This window comes from Oceanicola sp. 22II-s10i, assembly GCF_002210105.1.
In the GTDB taxonomy this organism is placed as follows: Bacteria; Pseudomonadota; Alphaproteobacteria; order Rhodobacterales; family Rhodobacteraceae; genus Pseudooceanicola.
In genome coordinates this window covers 1,181,143-1,198,160 of sequence record NZ_AQQU01000001.1, presented here as the reverse complement: position 1 = coordinate 1,198,160, position 17,018 = coordinate 1,181,143, and the positions used below count along the sequence as shown (strand labels likewise).

The window sequence follows — 17,018 nt, the reverse complement described above, 5'->3', positions numbered from 1 at the left end:
GCTCCGGTCGGGGCGGTCCGGCGGCCTGCACGGAAACAGGGCGGAACTTGCGGCGGGCCAGAAACATTCTACATTCGGAATGCGAATACGGAAGGACTGACCATGTTCACCAGAACCAGCGCCTCCCGCGGGGCAGGATCGCCGCGGGTGCAGGGATTTTACGACAAGGCCACGGGGTCCGTGCAATACGTCGCCATCGACGAGGCCACGAAGCGCTGCGCGCTGATCGACGTGGTGCAGGATTTCGATCCGAAGAACGCCGTGGCCTCTCACGACTCCGCGCAGGAGATCCTCGACTTCGTCGCCCGCGAAGGGCTGACGGTGGAGTGGGTGCTGGACACGCACCCCCATGCCGACCACTTCATGGCCTCGCACTGGCTGAAACAGCAGACCGGCGCGCCGAACGCCATCGGGGCGAAGGTGGCCGAAATCGCGGAGCTGTGGCGCGACATTTACCACATGCCCGACGCCTTCGACGTGACGCGGGATTTCGACCGGCTCTTCGCGGAGGGCGAGACATTCCGGCTGGGCGAACTGGAGGTGAAGGTCATGCTGTCGCCGGGCCATACGCTCGGCTCGATCACCTACGTGATCGGGGATGCGGCCTTCGTGCACGACACCTTCATGCATGTCGACGCGGGCACCGCGCGGGCGGACTTCCCCGGCGGATCGGCGGCCATGCTGCACGACAGCCTGATGGCGATCCTTGCCCTGCCGGACAACACCCGGCTGTTCATCGGCCACGACTACCCGCCTGTCGGCGACCGCACCGATCCGGCGTGGGAGGCCACCGTGGCCGAACATCGCGCCAGCAACCCGCACCTCGCCGGGAAAAGCCGGGCCGACTACATCGCCCTGCGCGAAAAGCGCGACGCGACGTTGTCGCTGCCCGACCGGATGCTGCACGCGCTGCAGGTCAACCTGCGCGCCGGGCAGCTGCCCCCGCCCGAGGCGGACGGGCACAGCTATTTCAAGATACCCGCAAACCGGTTCTGACCAAGGAGCACCCCAATGAAGACCGAAACCGTCGACGGCGTCACGCTGGAAACATGGACCCCCGAAGAGACGCGCAAGGCCCGTGACGCGGGCGAGATCGTGCTGATCGACGTCCGCACCCCGCAGGAATTCATGTTCGAACACATCGAGGGCGCGCTGCTGTTCCCGATGGCCTTTTTCGACCCCGCGGCCCTGCCGGGACAAGGCGAAAAGCGGATCGTCCTGCACTGCGGATCGGGCATGCGTTCGGACAAGATGGCGCGCAAGGCCATTGCTGCCGGGCTCACGCAGATCGCCCATGTCGAGGGCGGATTCGGTGCGTGGAAAGCCGCCGGCCTGCCCTATGTCGGCACCGACATGGGCACGGGCGCGCCGAAGCGGATGCCCGGCTGAGCGCTCCGGCGCTGCAAATCCCAGTGACCGGGTGAAACCCAACACGCCCGCTGCGCGTTGGCCACCCGATCACCGGACTGCAGCGCTCTGACCAGATGCCTGTGGTCCGGACAGAAACGGAGCACAGCCATGACCGATCACACCGATCCCGAAAAGAAGGCGAAGGCCGCGGCGCACGACGTCCGCGACGACCTGAGCCACAAGGCGCAGGAACTGGCCAGCGATGCGCGCGAGACAGCGCAGAGCCTTGCCGCCGACGCGCGTCAGTCCGCATATGACTACGGCACCGGCGTCAAGAACCACGCCGCGTCCGAGACCTCAAAGATGGCCGAAGCGCTGCGCGCCGCTGCCAGCGACCTGCAGGACGGTTCCATTCAGGAACGTCTAGTGGGCCGCCTGGCCGAGAACGTGGCCGACGCCGCCGATGGCCTGCGCGACCGCGACATCGACGACATCGGGCGCGACTTCTCCGAATACGCGCGCCGCAATCCGCTGTTCTTCCTCGGCGGTGCCGCACTTGTGGGCTTTGCCGCCGGTCGGTTCCTGAAGGCGACGGGCGGACACGACGACGGTGGCTACGGCCCCCAGCCGACGCCGGCCTATGTCGGCCGCGACGGCAATGCCGACTGGCAGCGTGACGAACTGCGCGCGCATCCCCAGCCGCATGCCGGGTCGGACCCGCATCCCGAGCCCGAAGAGCCCAGCAAGCCGCTGACCTCCTACAATGCAGGTGGTGGCCATCGGGGGCTGGCGAACGGGGTCCACAAATGACCAACGGCGCCGACCACTACGGCACGGATCCGCACCGGCGGCCACAGCCCAGCACGACCGACCTGATCGGCGCGGCGCTCGGGCATGTGTCGTCGCTGCTGCGGAACGAGTTCGACCTCGCCCGTGCCGAGCTGGACCGGAGCGCATCCCGCGCCGCGCGCGGGATCGGCTACGTGGTGGCGGGGGTCGCGATCGCGATCTGCGCCCTCGCGACGCTGACCGCCGCTCTGATCGCCGCGCTCACGGTGGCCCTGGCCGGAACGGCCTATCCGCTCGTCTTCGCGGCGCTGATCGTCGGTGCGCTCTACACCATCGCCGCCGCCCTGTTCGTCCGCGTCGGGATCGCCCGCCTCAAGGCGGCGAGCCTCGCCCCGCGCCGGACAGTCGACAACATCAAAAAAGACGCTGACCTTCTGAAAGGAACGCTGCAATGACCTACAATCATCACCCCCGCACCCCCGAGGAGATCGAGGCAGAGATCGAGCGTGACCGCTCGGCCCTGAACCGCACCATCGGCACGATCCAGGACCGGATCTCGGTCGATGGCATGATGTCCTCGCTTACCGAAAGCGTGACGGAACACGGGGCCGAGGTGTCCGACGCCGTGGTCCGCACGGTGCGCCGCAACCCCGCCGCCGTCGCCCTGACGGTCGCCGGGCTCGCATGGCTGGCATATTCCAACGGCAAGCCCGCCCGGAAGTCCTCCGAGGCGCGTTATCCGGTTCCGGCCACCGCGCCGCAGTACAACCGCGACTATGCCGAACCGCGCCACCTCGCCGACCGCGCACCGCTGTCGCCCGAGATGCCGCCGCGCAGCGTCGTGCCTTCGGGCAACGGGGCAACCGCGCAGATGGATGACGGCACCTCGCCCTGGGACACCGCGCAGAAGAACGTTCGCGATGCCCGCGATCGCATGGCACGCGGCGTCGCCGATGCCCGTGACGCGGCCGGCCGGCACTACGCCGAAGCCCGCGCCGGGGCGCAGAAGCGCTATGCCTCCGTCCGCGACGAGGCCGTGGAACGCGCCGACCGCATCGGCACCTCGGCCCGCCACCTGCGGGACCGGATCAGCGACGGCACCCAGCACATGAGCGAAGAGGCCCGCCGCCGCGTGATCGCCGCCCGGACCCAGGCCTACGAGGCTCAGGTGAAAGCCGAGTATCTCGCCCGCAAGGGCCGCGACCGCGCCACCGGCTTCTTCGAGGAGCAGCCGCTGGTCGTTGGCGCCCTCGCGCTGGCCGTCGGCGCGGCCATCGGCGGCGCCCTGCCGCGCACCTCGCGCGAGAACGAGGCGTTCGGCGCCTACCGTGACGACCTCTTCTCCGAGGCGGAGCGCATCTATGCCGAGGAGAAGGCCAAGCTGAAGTCGGTCGCCGAGGACACCGCCGAAGCCGCCAAGGCGCAGGCGTCCGATCTGGTCGACGACGCGAAGGGCGCCGTCAAATCCGCCGAGAAGGACGTGGAAAACCGCGTCGAGAACATCGCGGACGCTGCCAAGAACAGCGCGAAGAGCAACGGTCTGGGCAATTCAGTCAAGTCCTGACCGGGGCAACGGTAACGACACGCGACGCGGGCCGGTTTTCCGGCCCGCGTCTTTTTTGTTGGGCCCGCAAGCCTGATCCCGCAAAAGAAAAAGCCCGGGCGCGAACGCCCGGGCAGGTGTTAAAGGTCTGATCGGAAGGAGAAATCAGCCCTTGGAAAACTCGGGGTATGCTTCCATCCCCAGTTCGGCCATGTCGAGACCGTTGATCTCGTCCTCTTCGCTGACGCGCAGGCCCATGGTCATCTTAAGGATGAACCAGAGAACCGCCGAGACCACGAAGACGAAGATGCCGACGACGACGATCGAGTAGATCTGGGTGCCGAAGGAGGCATCGCCGTTCGAGAACGGAACCGCCAGGGTGCCCCAGATACCGGCGCAGAGGTGAACCGGGATCGCGCCGACGACGTCGTCGATCTTGAGCTTGTCGAGGAACGGAACCGCGAAGACCACGATGGCGCCGCCGATCATGCCCACGATGGTCGCCCAGCCGAGCGAGGGCGCGAGCGGTTCTGCGGTGATCGACACGAGGCCGGCGAGGGCACCGTTGAGGATCATCGTCAGGTCGGGCTTCTTGTAGAGAAGCTGGGTCAGGATCATCGCCGAGATCGCGCCACCGGCAGCAGCAGTGTTGGTGTTCGCGAAGATGCGCGAGATGTCAGCCACGTTGCCCGCGGTGTCCATGTAGAGCTGCGAACCGCCGTTGAAGCCGAACCAGCCGAGCCACAGGATGAACGTCCCGAGGGTGGCGAGGGTCAGGTTGGAGCCCGGCATCGGGTGAACCATGCCGTCCTTGTACTTGCCGATACGCGGCCCGAGGATCAGCGCGCCGGCCAGAGCGGCCCAGCCACCGACGGAGTGCACAACGGTCGAACCCGCGAAGTCCTGGAAACCAGCCGCATCGAGGAAGCCGCCGCCCCATTTCCACGAGGCCTGAACCGGGTAGATCACGGCGGTCAGGATGACGGTGAACACGAGGAACGGCCACAGCTTGATCCGCTCGGCCAGTGCGCCCGAAACGATCGAGGCGGTGGCGGCACAGAACATCAGCTGGAAGAAGAAGTCGGAACCGACGGAGGCATAGGTCAGGTCGGTTTCGGTATCGGCCAGACCGACCGGCTCGAGCGTGGTGGTCGAGAAGGCACCGAGGATACCGTCGATGGACCAGCCGTCGCCCGGATACATCAGGTTGTAGCCCAGCAGGTAGTAGAAGATCGCGGCGAGCGAGAACAGCGCCACGTTCTTGGTCAGCTGCATGGTCACGTTCTTCTGGCGGACCAGACCGGCTTCGAGCATCGCAAAGCCGCAGCCCATGAACATCACGAGGAAGCCCGTGACGAGGAACATGAAGGTGGTGAAGATGTAGCCGATGTCACCGTTCGGCGGCGTCGTGTCGGCCTCCTGGGCCAGACCGAGGCTCGGCGCCGCGATCTGCGCGGCCGCGAGGCTCAGTTTCACGATGGATTTCATTTGCATTTCCTTGGTTTCCCCTGTCCGTGCGCTCACAGTGCGTCTTCGTTGGTCTCGCCGGTCCGGACCCGGACGGCCTGCGTGATATCGAGAACGAAAATCTTGCCGTCGCCGATCTTGCCGGTCTTGGCCGTGCTGGTGATCGTCTCGACGACCTGATCGGCCATGGCGGCACTGACCGCGATCTCGAGCTTGATCTTCGGCACGAAATTCACGGCGTATTCCGCGCCGCGGTAAATTTCCGTGTGACCGGACTGCGAGCCGAAGCCCTTGATCTCCGTAACCATCATGCCGCGCACGCCGATTTCGGTCAGCGCCTCGCGGACCTCCTCGAGCTTGAACGGCTTGATTGTCGCTATGATGAGTTTCACTGTGATCCCCTTCCTTGTCGCGGGAAGCAGCCCCCGCCATTCGCACCGGCAGCTAAGACTTCCGCAGCGCAGCACGGGAACCCTGAGCGCCTTGGAACGGGCAAATACCGGGCATGAGCGCACAGTATTTGCGCACTTGCTGATTTTTGCCTGTTTTTTGGGCATCACAAGAACGCCATTGACCCAGATCGCCCCTCTACATCGGGCGGGACACGGGGTATTCTGACGCAAACAAAAGGGCGCCGGGCAGGGCAGCATGAGTGAGTCTGGAAAGCGGAAACCGCTGGTGGCGGATCGCAGATACACGTCGAAGTCCGGCCAGGGCAGCGGCGGTTCCAAGACGTCGGGCGGTGGTCGCGGCGGAACGGGCGGCGGGCGCAAGGCGCCTCCCAAGAAGCCGGCCGCGCGGGTTCGCAAGCCTGCGGCCCGCAGGCGCAATCCGATTGCCGCATTCTTTATCGGCCTGTTCCGCTGGGTCTGGCGGATCGTCTGGGGCGTGTCGTGGCGACTCGGCCTGACGGCTGTCCTGATCATACTCGGCCTGTCGGCCTACATGGCGACGACCCTGCCCGCGTCGGATGATCTGCTGGATGGCCGCGCCCGCGGATCGGTGACGATGCTGGACCAGGGCGGTCAGGTCTATGCCTGGCGCGGCGACCAGTTCGGCGGCGTGGTGACGACGGAAACCGTGTCGCCCTACCTGAAGAACGCCATCGTCGCGACCGAGGACAAGCGGTTCTACCGTCACTTCGGCGTATCGCCGCGCGGCATCGCCAGCGCCATCCGGATCAACATGCGCGAAGGCCGCGGCCCGCTGCAGGGGCACGGTGGCTCCACCATTACGCAGCAGACCGCAAAGCTACTGTGCCTGGGCACGCCCTACGACCCGGATGTCTGGGAGGACGAGGCCGAATACGAGGCCGACTGCCGCCGGACGACGCTGTGGCGCAAGGCAAAGGAGGCCATCTACTCCGTCGCGATGGAGATGAAGTACACCAAGGACGAGATCCTGACGATCTACATGAACCGCGCCTTCCTCGGCGCGGGGGCGCGGGGCTTCGAAGCGGCCAGCCAGCGGTATTTCGGCAAGTCCGCCGCCAACGTGAACGCCGCCGAGGCCGCGATGCTGGCCGGGCTGCTGAAGGCGCCGACGCGCTATGCGCCCACGAACAACCTGCAACTGGCACAGGACCGGGCGGCGCTGATCCTCGGGCTGATGGAGGAGCAGGGTTACCTGTCCTCGGGCGACATGGCCGCCGCCATCGCGAACCCTGCGGAACTGTCCGAAGCGGCCGAGGCCAAGGCGGGCGGCTACTTCGCCGACTGGGTTATGTCCACGGGACCTGAATTCCTGACCCGCAAGACCACCGAAGACGTCATCATCCGCACCACGATGGACCAGCGCATCCAGCGCGCGGCCGAGGATGCGATGAAGGTGATCTTCTCGGACAAGGTCAAGGAAGGCTCCAAGGCGCAGGCCGCCATCGTGGTGATGAGTTCGGACGGGGCGGTCCGCGCCATGGTCGGCGGCCGCCGCACCAAGGTGTCAGGCGCGTTCAACCGCGCGACACAGGCGCTGCGGCAGACCGGGTCGTCGTTCAAGCCCTTCGTCTATGCTGCCGCGCTGGACCGGGGTTATTCGCCCTATGCGACCGTGCAGGACACGCCGCTCACCATCGACATCCCCGGCTCCGGCCCGTGGTCGCCCGAGAACTACGATCACAAGTTCCGCGGCACCGTCACACTGATCGACGCGCTCAAGAATTCGCTGAACATCCCCGCGATCCGCATGTCGCGCGAAGTGGGGCTGGATTCGGTGCGCCAGATCGCCAGCGATTTCGGCATCCAGAGCGATCTGGCCGCCGGTCCGGCGCTGGCGCTCGGCGTGTCTGAAAGCACGCTGATCGAGATGGTCGGCGCCTATGCGGGCATCCTGAACGGCGGCTCTTCGGTCACGCCATACGGCCTTACCGAGCTGACCCTGCAGGGCGAAACCGAGCCGCTGATGGTCAACGAAACGGGCATCGGCGAACGCGTGATCCGCGAATCCGCCGCGCGCGAGCTGATCTGGATGATGCGCAAGGTCGTGACCGAGGGCACCGGCGCGCGGGCCAACATCGACGGGCTCGAGGTGGCGGGCAAGACCGGCACCACCCAGGCGGCACGGGACGCGTGGTTCATCGGTTTCTCGGCCGATTACGTCGCGGGCGTCTGGATGGGATACGACGATAACACCCCGCTGACCGGCGTGACCGGTTCGGGTCTGCCCGCCGAGATCTGGCGCGAGGCGATGGTGCGCATCCACGACGGGCAGGAACGTCGTCCGCTGCCGATGCTGGCGCCCGATCCGGCGCAGGTTCCGCCGCCGCAGGGCCAGCCCGCAGAGCGGCCGCGTCAGGCGCAGCCCGAGAACCCGGTCGAACGGATCCTCAAGGACATTCTGGGATTGCGATAGGGTTGCGCCAGGGCGCGGGCCTCAGCCCGCGCGCTGCAATTCCGCCGTCAGCTTGGCGATGTCGCCACGGGCGCGGTCCAGCATCGCGCCGATCTCGGTCCGTTCGGTCAGCCGCAGGGATACGCCTTCGATCAGCATGTCGAAGAACAGGGTCCGCCCGGACCGATCCGAGACAAAGAACCGCACCTCGAACGGGGCCTCGCCGCGCAGGTAGGCGATCGTAACCACCTCGTGCCAGGTCTTGACCGCCTTGGCGTCGCGGACCTCGATCCGGCCGCCGATGAATTCGCGGAACCGTTTGCCGTATTTCCGGCCGATATACCCCCGGAACGCATTGGTGTAGGCGTCGAGCTGCGCCGCGTTGTAGTTCCGCGCATCGGCGCCCAGGCAGGACCGCGCGATGATCGGCACATCTGCGTAACGCGCGAAAATGCCTTCGAAATCCCGGATCATCGCGGCTTCGGACTTGCCCGAGCCGATCACGGTGTTGATGTCGGCGACCAGCTTGTCGACAAGTGATTTCGCCGCGCTGTCCGTCAGCGCGAAGGCGCGGGCGGGAAGGAGCGGCAGCGCCGCCATGGCCGTCAGGCCGGCCATGAAAGCGCGGCGGGACAGGCTATTCGAGATAGGGGTCGGTGTAGACATCGCTTGATCCATACGGGTCCAGATAGGCATCCCCGGCGGCGGCGTCACCCCCCAGTTCATAGCGTCTGCGCTGCAGATAGGCGGATCGCAGCGCAGCGTAGCTGTCGGCGCTTTCGTACAGCACGCTGTCGACCGTGTCGGCGAACCGGCCACGCGTCCCCAGCACGTCGCCGACCTTGGCCACGGTCGTCACGTAACGCTCCGGCGCCGGGATCACGTAACGCAGCGGGTTCAGGAACAGGTCGACCACACCGCCGGTCGCGTCGCGCACGGTCGAGGGACCGATCACCGGCAGCGACAGGAAGGCGCCCTCGGGGACGTTCCAGTACGCCAGCGTGGCCCCGAAATCGGTCTCCTGCGGCGGAATCCCGATGGTGCTGGCCACATCCGCGATGCCACCCAGTCCGGCGGTCGTGTTGACCGCGAAACGCACCGTGTTGGCCAGCGCATGGTCCATGCGGAACTGGAGCAGGTTGTTCACCACGATCCCCGGCATGCTGGCATTCAGGGCAAAGTTGGACACGGCCTTCTGCTGCACCGGGGACAGCGTCGTCACGTAATCGATCGCCAGGGGCCGCAGGACAGCGCGGTCGACCCGTTTCATCTGCTCATGCCGGGCGCGGTTGGCCTGTTCGAACGGATCGTAGATGCCGCCGGGTTCGGACGGCCCGCCGCAGGCGGACAGGCCGGAGAACAGGGCGAGGGCAAGGAAACCGCTGACAGTTTTACGAAAGGGGATGGATTTCGGGAGCATGATGGAGGGTGCCAATGTAACTTTTGCCCAGTGATATTAAACCATTTGGTGTCTAAGGTAGTGCGTCCGCAGGGGCGAAGAAAGTCCGGACGCCGTCTAATCCGGCGCCAGCGCCGGGTCGGGCGGAATTTTCAAGCAGCCTCCGGCAGGAGGTCATTCTGGTCGAGAGGCGGAGCTGTCATGTCCACGCAATACAGTTCGGACCCTGGTCTCGAGGAACTGCGCGCCGTCCGGCGCGAAAGCCGCCACCTGTTCTGGGCCGCAGCCCTGTTCAGCGCCTTTGCGAATATTCTCATGCTGACCGGACCGTTGTACATGTTGCAGGTGTACGATCGGGTGCTCAGTTCCCGGTCCACCGCGACGCTGCTGGCGCTGTCCACGATCGTCGCCTTCATGTTCCTGATCATGGGCCTTCTCGACCTGTCGCGGACCAGGATCCTCGCTCGGATCGGCGCCCGGTTTCAGTCCCGCCTGGATGGCCGGGTGTTCGATGCGGTGATACGCCGCGCCGCGATCCGCCCCGATGCGCTGTCCGCATCGGGTCTGCGCGATCTCGAATCCATCCAGAAACTGCTCGGCTCGCCCGCGCTGGTGGCGATGTTCGACATTCCATGGACCCCTGTCTTCCTCGCCGGCATATCGCTGTTCCATCCGATGCTGGGACTCCTCGCGCTGGCCGGAGGTGCGCTGCTGGTATGCATCACGCTGCTGAACCAGTGGATATCCCGCGGGCCTCAGCTCGACTCCATGCGTCGCACCATGGCCGCGGAACAGATTTCCGATCAGCTGAGAAACGAAGCCGAGATGCTGCAGGCCATGGGGATGCGCGATGCCGCCTTCGCCCGCTGGAACAGCGCGCGGGACGCGGCGCTGGCCGCGCAGCTTGCGGCGACAGACACCACGGTCACCTTTTCCTCGATCGGCAAGACGTTCCGCCTGTTCCTGCAGTCCGCAATGCTGGGACTCGGGGCCTACCTGGTTCTGCAGGGCGAACTGTCAGCCGGGGCGATGATCGCCGGGTCGATCCTGCTGGGGCGTGCCCTGGCGCCGATCGAGATGGCAATCGCGCAATGGCCGATGATCACCCGCGCCCGGTCGGGCTGGCGGTCGCTCGGCACCCTACTGACCGAGATCCCCCCGGAACCCCGGCGCACGGAACTGCCGCGTCCCAGGGCGCGGCTGGAGGTGAGCCAGGCCACCGTGATCCCGCCGGGGGATAGTGTCGCCGCGCTCCGCATCGTGAGCTTCAACGTCGAGCCGGGTCAGGCCGTCGGCGTCATCGGCCCCTCGGGCGCGGGCAAATCGACGCTGGCGCGGGCCCTGACCGGCGCGTGGCGAGTCGCGGGCGGCAAGATCCGGCTGGACGGCGCATCGCTGGACCAGTTCGATCCGACCGCGCGCGGCAATCACATCGGATACCTCCCGCAGCGGGTGCAGCTCTTCGATGGCACCATCGCCGAGAATATCGCGCGCCTGTCACCCGAACCGGACGACCAGAAGGTGATCGCGGCCGCGAAGCTGGCGGATGCGCACGAGATGATCCTCAAGCTGCCCGACGGCTATGACACCCGCGTCACCGCCAATGGCGGACGGCTGTCCGGCGGCCAGATCCAGCGGATCGGCCTGGCCCGCGCGATGTATTCCGACCCGGTTCTGCTGGTTCTGGACGAACCGAACGCGAACCTCGACAACGAGGGCAGCATGGCGCTGAACGGCGCGATCCGCGCGCTCAAGGCACGCGGCTGTTCCGTCCTCATCATGGCGCACCGCCCCGCGGCGATCCAGGAATGCGACCTGCTGCTGATGCTCGAAAACGGCAGCCGAGTCGCCTTCGGTCCCAAGGACGAGGTGCTGCGCGAGGTCGTGCAGAATCACAAGCAGATCCAGCAGGCCAGCGGGCCCGGAGGTGTCAGATGACCGGACGCGACAGCACGAACCGCTGGTCCGCATCCTCGCCCATGGCCATCGGGCTGCTGGCGCTCTTCGCGCTGATCGGCGGCTTCGGCACATGGGCCGCGACGAGCGAGCTTTCCGGCGCCGTCATCGCCATGGGCCGGATCGAGGTCGACAAGAACCGGCAGGTCGTCCAGCACCCCGATGGCGGCGTGATCGAAGAGGTGCTGGTCGAGGAGGGCCAGTTCGTCGAGGCCGACCAGGTGCTGGTCCGGCTGGAGGCCGCGCCGCTCAGGTCCGAACTGGCGGTGGTCGAGGGGCAGTTGTTCGAACTGATGGCGCGCCGCGGGCGGCTGGAGGCCGAACAGAACGGCGATGACGCGATCACCTTCGACAACATGCTGGTCGAGGTCGCGCAGACCCGAGAGGAAGCGCGCAAGCTGATGGACGGACAGAACAGCCTGTTCGACGCCCGCCTGAAGTCCAAGCAGAGCGAGATCGACCAGCTCGGCAAGCGGCGCGAACAGATCAGCAGCCAGATCGGCGGCTACGACGCGCAGATCGCCGCCATCGGCACCCAGCTCGAGCTGATCGAGGAGGAGCTGACATCGCAGCGCAGCCTGCTGGACCGCGGCCTTGCGCAGGCCGCGCGGGTGCTCGCGCTCCAGCGCGAGGAGGCGCGGCTGCGCGGCACGCTCGGCGAGGTGCAGTCGGCGCGCGCGCAGTCCGAGGGGCGCATCACCGAGATCGACCTGGCCATCCTGCAGATCGACACAACACGGCGCGAAGAGGCGATTTCTCAGCTGCGCGAGTTGCAGTATCGCGAGCTGTCGCAGCTGGAAAACCGTCGCGCCCTGCTGACCCGGATCGAACGGCTGGACATCACCGCCCCGGTTTCGGGGATCGTCTATGGCCTGCAGGTCTCGGCCCGGCGGTCTGTGGTGCAGCCCGCGCAGCAGCTGCTGTATGTCGTGCCGCAGGACCGGCCGCTGATCATCGCCGCGCAGGTGGACCCGATCAGCATCGACCAGATCTATGTCGGGCAGGAGGCGATCCTGCGTTTCTCGGCCTTCACCCAGCGGGACATGCCTGACTTCTACGGCAGCGTGACGCTGGTTTCCGCCGACGCATTCACCGACGAATCCCGGCTGCGCAGTTTCTACGAGATCGAGATCCGACTGGCCGAGGGCGAACTGGACAAGCTGCAACCGGACCAGCACCTGCTGCCCGGCATGCCGGTCGAAGCCTATGTCCGCACCGGCGAGCAGTCTCCGCTGGATTACCTGATCAAGCCTATGGCCGATTACTTCCGCCGCGCCTTCCGCGAATCCTGACCGGTTCCGCCCGCGTTTAGCGGTTGCATTCCCGCCCCGGACCACTAGCGTCCGGGGCGCATTCATTTCCCGGAGGCCGCCATGACCAACGCCATCGAATCCCGCCTTGCCGACATGGGCATCACCCTGCCCGAAGCCACCGCGCCCGCCGCGAACTACATCCCCTTCGTGCAGGTCGGTGACACGCTCTACGTGTCCGGCCAGGTGTCGATGAAGGACGGCAAGTTGATGCAGGGCAAGATCGGCGCCGAGCTGTCGGTCGAAGAGGGCGCGGCCGCCGCACGCCAGTGCGCGATTTCCCTGCTGACGCAGGTCAAGGCAGCCTGCGGCGGCGACCTGTCGCGGCTCAAGCGGGTGGTCAAGCTGACCGGTTTCGTGAACTCGACCCCGGAATTCGGCGAACAGCCCAAGGTCATCAATGGCGCGTCCGACTTCCTTGTCGAGGTTCTGGGCGAGGCCGGGCGCCATGCCCGGTCCGCCGTGTCCGCCGGTGCCCTGCCGTTCAACGTGGCGGTCGAGATCGAAGGCATCTTCCAGATCGACTGAGCGACCAGACATGCAGGCCCCTTCCCTGCCCGCCGCCTTTCTCAGGGCCCCGATCGCGCACCGCGCGCTGCATGACCTGTCCGCCGGACGGCCCGAGAACTCGCGCGAGGCGATCCTTGCCGCTGTTCAGGCGGGCTACGGGATCGAGATCGACCTGCAGCTGACCGCCGATGCGCAGGCGGTGGTGTTCCATGACTACGCGCTCGAACGGCTGACCGGCCGGACCGGGCAAGTGAAGGCCGCCACCGCCGCCGACCTCGGCGCCATGGTGCTGACCGGCGGCGCGACCGGCGCGCCGACCTTCGCCGAGGTGCTCGACCTCGTCGCGGGCAGGGTGCCCCTGCTGGTCGAGGTCAAGGATCAGGACGGCGCGCTCGGCCCCGGCGTGGGCGCGCTGGAGGAAAAGGCGGCGGAGGCGGTCAAAGGCTATGACGGGCCGCTGGCCTTCATGTCGTTCAACCCGCATTCGGTCCGCATCCTGTCCGGCCTCGCGCCCGATGTCCCGCGCGGCATCGTCACCTCGGCCTACCGCCCCGAAGACTGGAAGCTGATCCCCGCCGCCACCCGCGACAGGCTGCGCGGGATACCCGACATCGACGCGACCGGCGCCAGTTTCATCAGCCATGAGGCGGGCGATCTGGACCGCCCGCGTGTGGCCGAGCTCAAGTCAAAGGGCCTGCCGATCCTGTGCTGGACCATCCGTTCGCCCGAACAGGAGGCTGCGGCGCGGAAGGTCGCCGACAACGTCACGTTCGAAGGTTACCCGGCCGAAATCCCCCTGTAGGGTCCGCTTGATCCGCGAGGGGATCGGCCCAGATTGATCCGGGATGCAGAAACAGATGGACGATGTGGTCGAGATACACGTCCTGCCCGCGCTGTCGGAAATCTCCGCGGCCGAGTGGGATTCCTGTGCGTGTCCGGAAGCCGCGGACGGCGGCCGCCCCTACGATCCCTTCACCACCTACCGCTTCCTGAAAGCGCTCGAGGACAGCCGCTCCGTCGGGCGCGGCACCGGGTGGGAGCCGCGCTATCTGAGCGCCCGGCGGAATGGGGAACTGATCGGAGTCGCGCCGCTCTATGCCAAGAACAACAGCCAGGGCGAATACATCTTCGATTTCTCATGGGCCCATGCCTACGAGAATGCGGGCGGTCAGTATTACCCCAAGCTGCAGATCGCCGTGCCCTTTACCCCCGCCACAGGCCGCCGATTCCTCGTCAAGCCCGGCGCCGAGGCCGAGGGCATGTCGGCACTGGTGCAGGGCGCGGTTCAGCTGGCGGCGGACAACATGCTGTCTTCGCTGCACATCACCTTCTGCACCGAGGGCGAGGCGATTGCGGGCGAACAGATGGGACTGATGCGCCGGGTGTCGCAGCAGTTCCATTGGGAAAACCACGGCTACGACAGCTTCGACGATTTCCTCGGGTCCCTCTCGTCGCGCAAGCGCAAGACGATCCGCAAGGAACGCCAGCGCGCGCAGGCCTTCGGCGGCGACATCCGGATGCTGACCGGGGACGAGATCCAGCCGCACCACTGGGACGCCTTCTGGCGCTTCTACCAGGACACCGGCAGCCGGAAATGGGGCAGCCCCTACCTGACCCGGCAGTTCTTCGACATCGCGCAGGACACCCTGCGCGACGACATCCTGCTGGTGATGTGCGACCGCGACGGGCGCGACATCGCGGGCGCGCTGAACATGATCGGGCGGGATACGCTTTATGGCCGATACTGGGGCTGTATCGAGCATCATGAGTTCCTGCATTTCGAAGCGTGCTACTATCAGGCCATCGACTATGCGATCCGCGAGCGCCTTTCGGGCGTAGAAGCAGGCGCGCAGGGTGAACACAAGCTGGCCCGCGGCTACCTGCCCGCGGAGTGCCATTCGCTGCACTGGGTCGGCGACGCCGGCTTTGCCCGCGCGATCGAACGGTTCCTGCAGGAGGAACGCCGCGCGATCGAACAGGATATCGAGGTGCTGACGGCCTACGGGCCGTTCCGCCGCGACCAGAGGGAGGAACAAGATTGACCGAGAAACTGTCGGATACCGCCCGCAAGACATTGCTGGAGCCGCTGCTGGACCGGGGCTGGACGCTGGCCGAGGGCGAGGACGCGCTGGAAAAGGAGTTCCTTTTCGAGGACTTCACCGAAGCCTTCTCATGGATGACCCGCGTTGCGCTCTGGGCCGAAAAATGGGAACACCACCCCGACTGGACGAACAGCTACAAGCGCGTGGCCGTGCACCTGACCACACATGATGTCGGCGGCCTGTCGGCGCTGGATGCCAAGCTCGCCCGCAAGATGGACCAACTGACGGAAGCCTGATGCAAGACCTGCTGAATACGGAAATCTGGAACGGCCGCACGGTCGGCGACATTCTCACCCTCGAATTCCTGGCCAGTATCGCGGGCAGCATGTTGTCGGCGGTCTTCATTATTGTCGTCGGCTTCGTGATCGCGGGATGGGCCAACCGCCGGATCACCAACCTCGCCAAGCGCTACGCCCGCCTGGACGACACCCTGTTCAACTTCCTGGGCTCCATCGCGCGTTACGCGATCCTCGGCTTCACCTTCCTGTTCGTGCTGAACACCTTCGGCGTGCGGACCACCAGCGTGATCGCGGTCATCGGTGCCGCCGGTCTGGCCATCGGCCTCGCCCTGCAGGGCACGCTGTCAAACGTCGCGGCCGGTGTGATGATCGTCTTCTTCCGCCCGATCAAGCACGGCGATTTCGTCGAGATCGCGGGCCAGATGGGGACCGTCAAGGACATCACCCTGAATTTCACCGAACTGGCGAACATGTCCAACGTCCAGATCATCATCCCCAATTCCGAGGTCTGGGGGAACACGATCGTCAACTACTCGGTCTATCCGACCCGGCGGGCGGAATGGACGTTCGGCGTCAGCTACGACAGCGACCTGAAACAGGCCGAGACGATCATCCGCGAGGTGGTGATGGCCGACGAACGGACCCACCCGGAACCCGCGATGTTCATCCAGGTGAACAACCTCGGCGACTTCTCGGTCGACTTCCTCGTCCGCGCGTGGTGCGACAGCGCGGTCTTCTTCGCCTACCAGTCGGACATGAAGCGGAAGGTGAAGGAAGCGCTGGATGCCGGCGGCGTCTCGATCCCCTTCCCGACCAGCACGCTCTACGTGAACCGGCAGGAGCAGGAGACCGCAGGAAGCCTTTGACGTTTACGTAACGGGACCCTATACTTTCGTATGGTCCGGTTCATCCCCATCAACCGGTCTCTCGCGCCACTTCCCCAGTGGCACACGTCGGGCGGAAGCGGCTGCGATCTCGGTCTACGCGATCCGGCCGCTTTCGCCCGATTTCCTTTTCGCTGAACCCTACATCTGGTCCAGAAGCGTCTCGGCCGCCGAGATGCTGCATTGCCCCGGCGACTCCTCGAGGTTCAGCGCGGTCACGACGCCATCCTCGACCAGCATGGTGTAGCGCTTCGACCGGTCGATGAAGCCGACCGGCGGCGCGGTGAAGTCCATGCCGATGGCCTTGGTGAACTCGGCCATGCCGTCGGCCAGCATGGTGATTCCCCCGGCGCTGGCGCCGATCTGGCCGTCCCAGGCCTTCATCGCGAAGAAATCGTTGACCGAAACGCAGATCACCTCGTCCACGCCCTTGGCCGCCAGCGCCTCGCGGTTGCGCAGGAAACTGGGGACATGCGCGGTCGTGCAGGTGCCGCTGAAGGCCGCGGGCAGGCCGAAGATCACGACCTTACGGCCAGAAACATAGTCGGGAAACTTCACCCCGGACGGGGCATCCCCCGAGGTGGCGATCATCGTCGCTTCGGGCAGCGTGTCGCCTGTGGAAATGGTCATTGTGTCCTGTCCT

At 66.2% G+C, this 17,018-nt stretch carries 18 protein-coding genes; 13 read left to right on the top strand and 5 right to left on the bottom strand.

Annotation, left to right across the window (positions count from 1 at the left end):
* Positions 1–102 precede the first annotated feature (102 nt).
* The 5 genes from ATO6_RS05980 (at position 103) to ATO6_RS05960 (ending at position 3,703) form a co-directional block, all read left to right on the top strand.
* Positions 103–996 (top strand): MBL fold metallo-hydrolase, encoded by an 894-nt coding sequence (locus ATO6_RS05980; RefSeq protein WP_088622980.1) that lies wholly within the window; start codon positions 103–105, stop codon positions 994–996.
* 15 nt (positions 997–1,011) lie between these two features.
* On the top strand, positions 1,012–1,389 hold the full coding sequence (locus tag ATO6_RS05975) for a rhodanese-like domain-containing protein (protein WP_088622979.1): 378 nt from the start codon (positions 1,012–1,014) through the stop codon (positions 1,387–1,389).
* Between the two features lie 129 nt (positions 1,390–1,518).
* Positions 1,519–2,160 carry a hypothetical protein gene (locus ATO6_RS05970; protein ID WP_088622978.1) on the top strand — a complete coding sequence of 214 codons (642 nt, stop codon included), beginning with the start codon at positions 1,519–1,521 and terminating at the stop codon, positions 2,158–2,160.
* Positions 2,157–2,594 carry a phage holin family protein gene (locus ATO6_RS05965; protein ID WP_088622977.1) on the top strand — a complete coding sequence of 146 codons (438 nt, stop codon included), beginning with the start codon at positions 2,157–2,159 and terminating at the stop codon, positions 2,592–2,594. The genes ATO6_RS05970 and ATO6_RS05965 overlap by 4 nt, the downstream gene beginning before the upstream one ends.
* The gene (locus ATO6_RS05960) at positions 2,591–3,703 is read left to right on the top strand and encodes a DUF3618 domain-containing protein (RefSeq protein ID WP_088622976.1); all 1,113 of its coding nucleotides are present in this window, start codon (positions 2,591–2,593) and stop codon (positions 3,701–3,703) included. The genes ATO6_RS05965 and ATO6_RS05960 overlap by 4 nt, the downstream gene beginning before the upstream one ends.
* A 144-nt stretch (positions 3,704–3,847) precedes the next feature.
* Here the strand turns inward: ATO6_RS05960 and ATO6_RS05955 are convergent, their stop codons facing one another.
* Complete coding sequence (locus ATO6_RS05955) at positions 3,848–5,170, bottom strand: ammonium transporter (protein WP_088622975.1); 1,323 nt, start codon at positions 5,168–5,170, stop codon at positions 3,848–3,850.
* Between the two features lie 32 nt (positions 5,171–5,202).
* Positions 5,203–5,541 carry a P-II family nitrogen regulator gene (locus ATO6_RS05950; RefSeq protein WP_088622974.1) on the bottom strand — a complete coding sequence of 113 codons (339 nt, stop codon included), beginning with the start codon at positions 5,539–5,541 and terminating at the stop codon, positions 5,203–5,205.
* A gap of 256 nt (positions 5,542–5,797) precedes the next feature.
* Here ATO6_RS05950 and ATO6_RS05945 point away from each other — a divergent pair, with 256 nt between their 5' ends.
* Positions 5,798–7,996, top strand: coding sequence for a transglycosylase domain-containing protein (locus ATO6_RS05945; protein WP_088622973.1), 2,199 nt, complete (start codon positions 5,798–5,800; stop codon positions 7,994–7,996).
* Positions 7,997–8,017: 21 nt separating this feature from the next.
* Here the strand turns inward: ATO6_RS05945 and ATO6_RS05940 are convergent, their stop codons facing one another.
* Together ATO6_RS05940 and ATO6_RS05935 are read right to left on the bottom strand one after the other, a co-directional pair.
* Complete coding sequence (locus ATO6_RS05940; protein WP_088622972.1) at positions 8,018–8,641, bottom strand: phospholipid-binding protein MlaC; 624 nt, start codon at positions 8,639–8,641, stop codon at positions 8,018–8,020.
* Positions 8,613–9,395, bottom strand: coding sequence for a VacJ family lipoprotein (locus ATO6_RS05935; protein ID WP_088622971.1), 783 nt, complete (start codon positions 9,393–9,395; stop codon positions 8,613–8,615). The genes ATO6_RS05940 and ATO6_RS05935 overlap by 29 nt, the downstream gene beginning before the upstream one ends.
* A gap of 180 nt (positions 9,396–9,575) precedes the next feature.
* Between ATO6_RS05935 and ATO6_RS05930 the strand changes: the two genes are divergently transcribed.
* The 7 genes from ATO6_RS05930 to ATO6_RS05900 all read left to right on the top strand — a co-directional run bounded on the left by ATO6_RS05930 (position 9,576) and on the right by ATO6_RS05900 (position 16,357).
* Positions 9,576–11,312 (top strand): type I secretion system permease/ATPase, encoded by a 1,737-nt coding sequence (locus ATO6_RS05930; protein ID WP_088622970.1) that lies wholly within the window; start codon positions 9,576–9,578, stop codon positions 11,310–11,312.
* Positions 11,309–12,622 (top strand): HlyD family type I secretion periplasmic adaptor subunit, encoded by a 1,314-nt coding sequence (locus ATO6_RS05925; protein ID WP_088622969.1) that lies wholly within the window; start codon positions 11,309–11,311, stop codon positions 12,620–12,622. The genes ATO6_RS05930 and ATO6_RS05925 overlap by 4 nt, the downstream gene beginning before the upstream one ends.
* A gap of 81 nt (positions 12,623–12,703) precedes the next feature.
* The gene (locus ATO6_RS05920; protein WP_088622968.1) at positions 12,704–13,168 is read left to right on the top strand and encodes a RidA family protein; all 465 of its coding nucleotides are present in this window, start codon (positions 12,704–12,706) and stop codon (positions 13,166–13,168) included.
* Positions 13,169–13,178: 10 nt separating this feature from the next.
* Positions 13,179–13,952 carry a glycerophosphodiester phosphodiesterase family protein gene (locus ATO6_RS05915; RefSeq protein ID WP_088622967.1) on the top strand — a complete coding sequence of 258 codons (774 nt, stop codon included), beginning with the start codon at positions 13,179–13,181 and terminating at the stop codon, positions 13,950–13,952.
* A 43-nt stretch (positions 13,953–13,995) separates the two neighbouring features.
* Positions 13,996–15,192, top strand: a complete 1,197-nt coding sequence (locus ATO6_RS05910; RefSeq protein WP_254919075.1) for a GNAT family N-acetyltransferase — start codon at positions 13,996–13,998, stop codon at positions 15,190–15,192.
* Entirely contained in the window at positions 15,189–15,488 is a 300-nt protein-coding gene (locus ATO6_RS05905) for a 4a-hydroxytetrahydrobiopterin dehydratase (RefSeq protein WP_088622966.1), read from the top strand. Before ATO6_RS05910 ends, ATO6_RS05905 begins: the two co-directional genes overlap by 4 nt.
* The gene (locus tag ATO6_RS05900; protein ID WP_088622965.1) at positions 15,488–16,357 is read left to right on the top strand and encodes a mechanosensitive ion channel family protein; all 870 of its coding nucleotides are present in this window, start codon (positions 15,488–15,490) and stop codon (positions 16,355–16,357) included. Before ATO6_RS05905 ends, ATO6_RS05900 begins: the two co-directional genes overlap by 1 nt.
* Before the next feature lie 159 nt (positions 16,358–16,516).
* On the opposite strand, the gene ATO6_RS05895 is transcribed toward ATO6_RS05900, so the two are convergent.
* Positions 16,517–17,005, bottom strand: coding sequence for a peroxiredoxin (locus tag ATO6_RS05895; RefSeq protein ID WP_088622964.1), 489 nt, complete (start codon positions 17,003–17,005; stop codon positions 16,517–16,519).
* Positions 17,006–17,018 lie beyond the last annotated feature (13 nt).

What these genes read in the sequence shown, in the direction of transcription:
- ATO6_RS05955 (WP_088622975.1), bottom strand. Translation starts at nt 5,170, where the DNA reads ATGAAATCCATCGTGAAACTGAGCCTCGCGGCCGCGCAGATCGCGGCG.
- ATO6_RS05945 (WP_088622973.1), top strand. Translation starts at nt 5,798, where the DNA reads ATGAGTGAGTCTGGAAAGCGGAAACCGCTGGTGGCGGATCGCAGATAC.
- ATO6_RS05970 (WP_088622978.1), top strand. Translation starts at nt 1,519, where the DNA reads ATGACCGATCACACCGATCCCGAAAAGAAGGCGAAGGCCGCGGCGCAC.
- ATO6_RS05965 (WP_088622977.1), top strand. Translation starts at nt 2,157, where the DNA reads ATGACCAACGGCGCCGACCACTACGGCACGGATCCGCACCGGCGGCCA.
- ATO6_RS05915 (WP_088622967.1), top strand. Translation starts at nt 13,179, where the DNA reads ATGCAGGCCCCTTCCCTGCCCGCCGCCTTTCTCAGGGCCCCGATCGCG.
- ATO6_RS05910 (WP_254919075.1), top strand. Translation starts at nt 13,996, where the DNA reads ATGCAGAAACAGATGGACGATGTGGTCGAGATACACGTCCTGCCCGCG.
- ATO6_RS05975 (WP_088622979.1), top strand. Translation starts at nt 1,012, where the DNA reads ATGAAGACCGAAACCGTCGACGGCGTCACGCTGGAAACATGGACCCCC.
- ATO6_RS05925 (WP_088622969.1), top strand. Translation starts at nt 11,309, where the DNA reads ATGACCGGACGCGACAGCACGAACCGCTGGTCCGCATCCTCGCCCATG.
- ATO6_RS05920 (WP_088622968.1), top strand. Translation starts at nt 12,704, where the DNA reads ATGACCAACGCCATCGAATCCCGCCTTGCCGACATGGGCATCACCCTG.
- ATO6_RS05960 (WP_088622976.1), top strand. Translation starts at nt 2,591, where the DNA reads ATGACCTACAATCATCACCCCCGCACCCCCGAGGAGATCGAGGCAGAG.
- ATO6_RS05940 (WP_088622972.1), bottom strand. Translation starts at nt 8,641, where the DNA reads ATGTCTACACCGACCCCTATCTCGAATAGCCTGTCCCGCCGCGCTTTC.
- ATO6_RS05980 (WP_088622980.1), top strand. Translation starts at nt 103, where the DNA reads ATGTTCACCAGAACCAGCGCCTCCCGCGGGGCAGGATCGCCGCGGGTG.
- ATO6_RS05895 (WP_088622964.1), bottom strand. Translation starts at nt 17,005, where the DNA reads ATGACCATTTCCACAGGCGACACGCTGCCCGAAGCGACGATGATCGCC.
- ATO6_RS05900 (WP_088622965.1), top strand. Translation starts at nt 15,488, where the DNA reads ATGCAAGACCTGCTGAATACGGAAATCTGGAACGGCCGCACGGTCGGC.
- ATO6_RS05935 (WP_088622971.1), bottom strand. Translation starts at nt 9,395, where the DNA reads ATGCTCCCGAAATCCATCCCCTTTCGTAAAACTGTCAGCGGTTTCCTT.
- ATO6_RS05930 (WP_088622970.1), top strand. Translation starts at nt 9,576, where the DNA reads ATGTCCACGCAATACAGTTCGGACCCTGGTCTCGAGGAACTGCGCGCC.